This window comes from Paraburkholderia sp. (genome assembly GCF_026225065.1).
Taxonomy (GTDB): domain Bacteria; phylum Pseudomonadota; class Gammaproteobacteria; order Burkholderiales; family Burkholderiaceae; genus Paraburkholderia.
Genome location: NZ_JAMFSB010000095.1, coordinates 1 through 5,196 on the forward strand (window position 1 = coordinate 1; position 5,196 = coordinate 5,196).

The window sequence follows — 5,196 nt, forward strand, 5'->3', positions numbered from 1 at the left end:
ACACAGGGTGTCGAATTCTTCGTCTACGGCCGGAGCGAATATCGGCGCGGACCGGAGCCGAAGCGCTATCCGGCGCGTCAAACTTTCGAGGCAAGCCGCGCGGTTGCGCAGCGTCATGGGCTTGCCGAAGCGGCCACTGTCTATGCGCAGCAGAATCCTGATGTCATCGACGCCGGGGTGTTTCACAACGACGTGATTGCGGTCGGCAATCGCAACACGTTGTTCTGTCACGAGCTGGCGTTCGTCGAGCCGCAAGGGGTGTACGACGAACTGCGAGCGAAGCTCGGCAAGCTCAATGCGAAGTTCGACGTGATTGAAGTCCCGGACGGGCAGGTGGGTGTGAGCGATGCAGTGACGTCGTACCTGTTCAACAGTCAGTTGCTCACGCGCCCCGACGGCAAGCAGGTCCTGGTCGTGCCGCAGGAGTGCCGCGAAAACCCGCGCGTGGCCGAGTATCTGGATGGCTTGACCTCGCGCGATGGCCCGATCGACGACGTGCTGATATTCGACCTGCGCGAAAGCATGAAGAACGGCGGTGGGCCGGCTTGTTTGCGTTTGCGGGTGGTGTTGAGCGAGGCTGAGCGCGCGGCAGTCGCGCCCGGTGTGTGGATCAACGACACATTGTTTGGCCGCCTCGATGGGTGGATCGAAAAGCACTATCGCGATCGCCTCGCGCCAGCCGATCTGACCGATCCGAGCCTGCTGCTCGAGTCGCGCACGGCCCTAGATGAGTTGACGCAGATTCTTGGGCTGGGTTCGTTGTATGACTTCCAGCGCTGAGCACCGTATGAAACACGACACGAGCAACGCGTTGCTGAGTGATTTTCTTGCGTACACGCTGGCAGGCACGCGGCCGTCAGCGAGCGAGGCTAAGGGCGTGTGCGCAAATGGTGTGCGCTGGACGTGGCTCGATGAAGGCATCCTGCAATTCGAACCTGCTGAGGTTTCGGGCACGCGAAGCGTGCTGGCCTCGGCCGGTGTGCATGGCGACGAGACTGCGCCGATCGAGCTGCTATCGCTGGTGGTGCGCGATATCGCTGAAGGACAGGCCGCGCTGGCGTGCCGTCTGCTGGTGATACTCGGCAACGTTGCAGCGATGCGCACCGCCTGCCGTTATCTTGACGATGACCTGAATCGCCTCTTCAGCGGGTGGCATGCGCAGGTGCCGAATAGTCGCGAAACGCCGCGTGCGGTTGCGCTGGAACAGGTGGCAACGCAGTTCTTCGCAGATGCCTCCGATGCTCGCTGGCACGTCGACATGCATACGGCGATTCGCGCGTCGGTTTTCGAGCAGTTTGCGCTGCTGCCGCATACCGGTGCGCCGCTTTCACGCGCGATGTTCGAATGGTTGCGCGATGCATCCATTGCGGCAGTGCTGCTCCACACGACGAAGGGCAACACGTATTCCCATTTCACTGCGCAGGTGTGTGGCGCTGAGGCCTGCACGCTGGAACTCGGCAAGGTGCGGCCGTTTGGCCAGAACGACCTCGCGCGTTTCGGCGGCGCAGATAAGGCATTGCGTGATCTGCTGGCGGGCGTCGAAGGCAATGCAGGCGCGCCGTTGCCGCGCGTGTTCACTGTGATCGATCAGATCACGAAGCAAAGCGATGCGTTCGAATTGCTCGTCGCAGCGGACGTGCCGAACTTCACGCCATTCGAACAGGACACGCTGCTCGCGCGCGATGGCGACTATCGTTACGTGGTGCGCCATGCCGAAGAGCGCATCGTGTTTCCGAATCCCACTGTGAAGCCAGGTTTGCGTGCCGGGCTGCTGGTGGTTGAGACAACCCAGGAGACGCTCGCAGCGCTGGCTTAAACAATCCGCCGTACTTCACGTAGCGGCGATGGGCCCATCGCCGCATTCCCCACACCCTGTACAATCCCGCCCTCGCGGCCGGTTGCGCTGCACTACGCCGGCCGCGTGAGCTTGAATCGCATTCCTGGCGCTGCAATCATGCAGCGCAGATTCAGCTCTGTTTGATTTCATACCCGTAGAGGAACACACCGCATGAAAATGAATTGGCGAAACATGGCCGCGCTGGCACTTTTTGCGTCGACAACCGCAGCAGCAGGCAATGCGTCGGCAGCCGACATCAAGGAAATCCGCTTTGGCGTCGAAGCCTCGTATGCTCCGTTCGAATCGAAGACGCCGGCGGGCGATCTGCAAGGCTTCGACATCGATATCGGCAATGCGGTATGCGCCAAGCTGAAGGCGAAATGCGTGTGGGTCGAGAATTCGTTCGACGGTTTGATCCCGGCGCTGCAGGCGCGCAAGTTCAACGCGATCAACTCGGACATGACGATCACCGAGCAGCGCCGCGCCGCAATCGACTTCACGGACCCGATCTACACGATCCCCAACCAGATGATTGCGAAGAAGGGCAGCGGTCTGCTGCCGACTGCCGCATCATTGAAGGGCAAGCACGTCGGCGTGCTGCAGGGCACGATCCAGGAAACGTATGCCAAGGCGATCTGGGCGCCGGCCGGTGTCGACGTCGTGCCGTATCAGACGCAGGATCAGATCTACGCCGACCTGTCGTCGGGTCGTCTGGATGCGGCATTCCAGGACGCTGAAGCGGCATCGAAGGGCTTTCTGACCCGTCCGCAAGGCGCAGGCTTTGAATTCGCCGGGCCGCCCGTCAGCGATGCGAAGCTGCTCGGCGGCGGAGTGGGCTTCGGCATCCGCAAGGGCGATGCGCAACTCAAGGACGCGCTCAACCAGGCGCTCAAGGAGCTGAAGGCCGATGGGACGATCGACCGCTTTGCGGCGAAGTACTTCAACGTCAAGGTTGTGGTGAAGTAAGCGCTACCGTTACGCCTAAACAGCACAGCATCACAAAGCACAACGGCCGCATTCGCGGCCGTTGCTGCTGATGCACCCCTATCCGGCGGCTGCGGTTACTTCAGATAGTCGAATGCCACTTCGCCGAGACCGAGCGTCAGATCCGCCAGCAAGTGGCGCGCTTCGACAATCTCCAGCACCGGCAATTCCGCAACCGGCGCGAGCGCGTGCGGCGACAACTGCAACGCAGCCGGCCCAGTCCATGCGCCCTTGAGGTCGATATCCTGCAGGTAGTAGCGCACCAGTTCGCAGATGCGCGCCGTCCCGTCGACGTGCGGCATGACCTTCAGCAGGAAGTTCGGCGCTTCGAGGCGTTTCTTCTGCTGCACGATATCGAGCTGGCGATGCTTGTAGCCCATTGTACCGGTGGCAATACGCACGGGACCGTAGTCGAGCGTGCCGACGAGCGTGTCGGTATGCACTTCGAGTACCGGCTTGGCGAGCTTCTTCGGAAAGCCCCACAGTTCGCGGCCACCTGCGATCGGCGGATGGTCGTCGAGATACATCGCCAGCGTGTAGCTGCCGGCTACGCCGTTATAGGACACCGGAATCACCTGACCGCTTTCCGTGTAGTCGCCGAAACCGGTCGAGTCCGGCATGCGGATGAACTCGTAGTGCACCAGCGGCTCACCGATTTCCAGCGGCTCGGGCACGACGGCGCGCAGCTTGGCCGGGTCGGTGCGGTAAGTGATGATCAGGAATTCCCGGTTAATGAACCGGTAGGGGCCGATCGGGAACGCCGGGCTCGTAATCGGCATGGCGAAGGCATTGTCTAGCACGCTTTTGACGTCCATGTTTTTCCTTGGTGGTTAATCGCGGGTTGGAACGCTTCTGCACTGCACAAGAGTATCGTCGATTCGTGACTTGCTCGCATTGTCGATGCATGAGCTGAATATTTTTTGAAAATCGCGCATAGCCGTGTTCGAGGCGAGCGGCCTGCGCTAAAATCGATGAACGTCGCAAAGCGGCGTCATGCGGTGCTTTCAGCCCGATTTCGGGTCCGATCGCGCGCCATGTGAGAAGCAAAAAACAGCAGGAAGCGCAGGGCGCTTATCGGGGGAATGGAATGTCCAGCATCGAAGTCGACGATCCGAGTCGGGCCGGCGGTGAGCCCGGTCGGGCTGACGGCGCATCAATCAAGCCTTGTTTCGCCCGCCAGCCGATCCTCGATCGCGACGGCATGCTATGCGGCTACGAACTCAAGCTTCATTGTGTAAATGAAGCGCCCGCAGGCGAAACCACAGACGGTACCGATGCACCCGGGCATACCGTGCCCGATGATGTAACCGCGGCCGCCGCGGCCGAGGGCGAACCGCGCGTCGCCGTGCAGCCCACCTTCACACAGTCCGTCGTAACCGCGCTGATGCATTCGGGCGTTCGCGGCGCGCTGGCCGGCCACCTTGCCCATCTGGACGTCAATCGCGAGATGCTGTTCGATGAGGCGCTCGAACTCCTGCCGGCCGAGCGCTTCCTGTTCGAGCTCCAGCCGGATATCGAAGTGGACGACGAACTGGTTGCGCGTATCGTCGTGCTGCACGCACGGCGTTACCGCTTCGTGCTCGACGCGGTGGTGGTTCCCAGCGACACGTTTGCGCGCCTGCTGCCGTATGCCGAGCGCGTGAAAATCGATCTTCCGCACATCTCCCGCGCGTTGTTGCCGAAGCTTTCCACCGTGTTGAAATCGGCGGGCAAACTGTTGATTGCCCAAGGCATCGAAGCACAGGAAGATTTCGAAACCGCCCTCAATCTCGGCTTCGACAAATTTCAGGGCTATTACTTTGCGCGCGCGCAAACCGCGACGCTGCGGAAGGTGAGTGCGCCGCGTCACGCGTTATTGAACCTGCTGCAGTTGCTAGCCGGCGACCCGACGGTCGCGCAGCTCGAAGCCGAGCTGAAGCTCAATCCGGTGCTCGTGATGCATCTGATGAAGCTGGCGAATTCGAGCGGTCTTGCGGTCGGCCATAAAGTGACCACGCTGCGCGAAGCGATCAATGCAACGGGCACCAACCGGATTGCCCGCTGGACCCAGTTGCTGCTGTATGCGGACGGTCGCAAGGTCGCGCTGGAAGACGATCCGCTGCTGCAACTCGCCGCCACCCGCGCGCGTTTTATGGAACTGGCGGTGCTGCGTCTGCCGAAGGCCGGTCGCGACGAAGCCGATGCGGCATTCTTGACGGGTGTGTTTTCGTTCGTGGATGCAGTATTCGGCGGCTCGATCGAGAACACCCTCAATGTGTTGACGTTGTCGAAGCCGATTCAGGCGGCGATCTTGCGTCGCGAGGGCGTGTTGGGTCTGCTGCTGTCGGTGGTCGATGCGTTGGAGCGCGGTGAATGGAAAGAAATTGAACGCGTGT

At 61.3% G+C, this 5,196-nt stretch carries 5 protein-coding genes; 4 read left to right on the plus strand and 1 reads right to left on the minus strand.

The window, feature by feature from the left end:
* From M0954_RS07260 to M0954_RS07270, 3 genes are all read left to right on the plus strand, one after another.
* On the plus strand, positions 1 to 780 hold a 780-nt coding region (locus M0954_RS07260; RefSeq protein ID WP_297352377.1), incomplete at its 5' end, for an N-succinylarginine dihydrolase.
* Complete coding sequence (astE, locus tag M0954_RS07265) at positions 764 to 1,816, plus strand: succinylglutamate desuccinylase (protein WP_297352379.1); 1,053 nt, start codon at positions 764 to 766, stop codon at positions 1,814 to 1,816. The genes M0954_RS07260 and astE, both read left to right, overlap by 17 nt.
* A gap of 192 nt (positions 1,817 to 2,008) precedes the next feature.
* Positions 2,009 to 2,803, plus strand: a complete 795-nt coding sequence (locus M0954_RS07270) for an ABC transporter substrate-binding protein (RefSeq protein ID WP_297352381.1) — start codon at positions 2,009 to 2,011, stop codon at positions 2,801 to 2,803.
* Positions 2,804 to 2,898: 95 nt separating this feature from the next.
* Here M0954_RS07270 and M0954_RS07275 read toward each other — a convergent pair whose 3' ends face one another.
* Entirely contained in the window at positions 2,899 to 3,636 is a 738-nt protein-coding gene (locus M0954_RS07275) for an acetoacetate decarboxylase (RefSeq protein WP_122154377.1), read from the minus strand.
* A gap of 272 nt (positions 3,637 to 3,908) precedes the next feature.
* Between M0954_RS07275 and M0954_RS07280 the strand changes: the two genes are divergently transcribed.
* Positions 3,909 to 5,196 (plus strand): EAL domain-containing protein (locus M0954_RS07280; protein ID WP_297352383.1); only part of this gene is annotated, 1,288 nt, incomplete at its 3' end.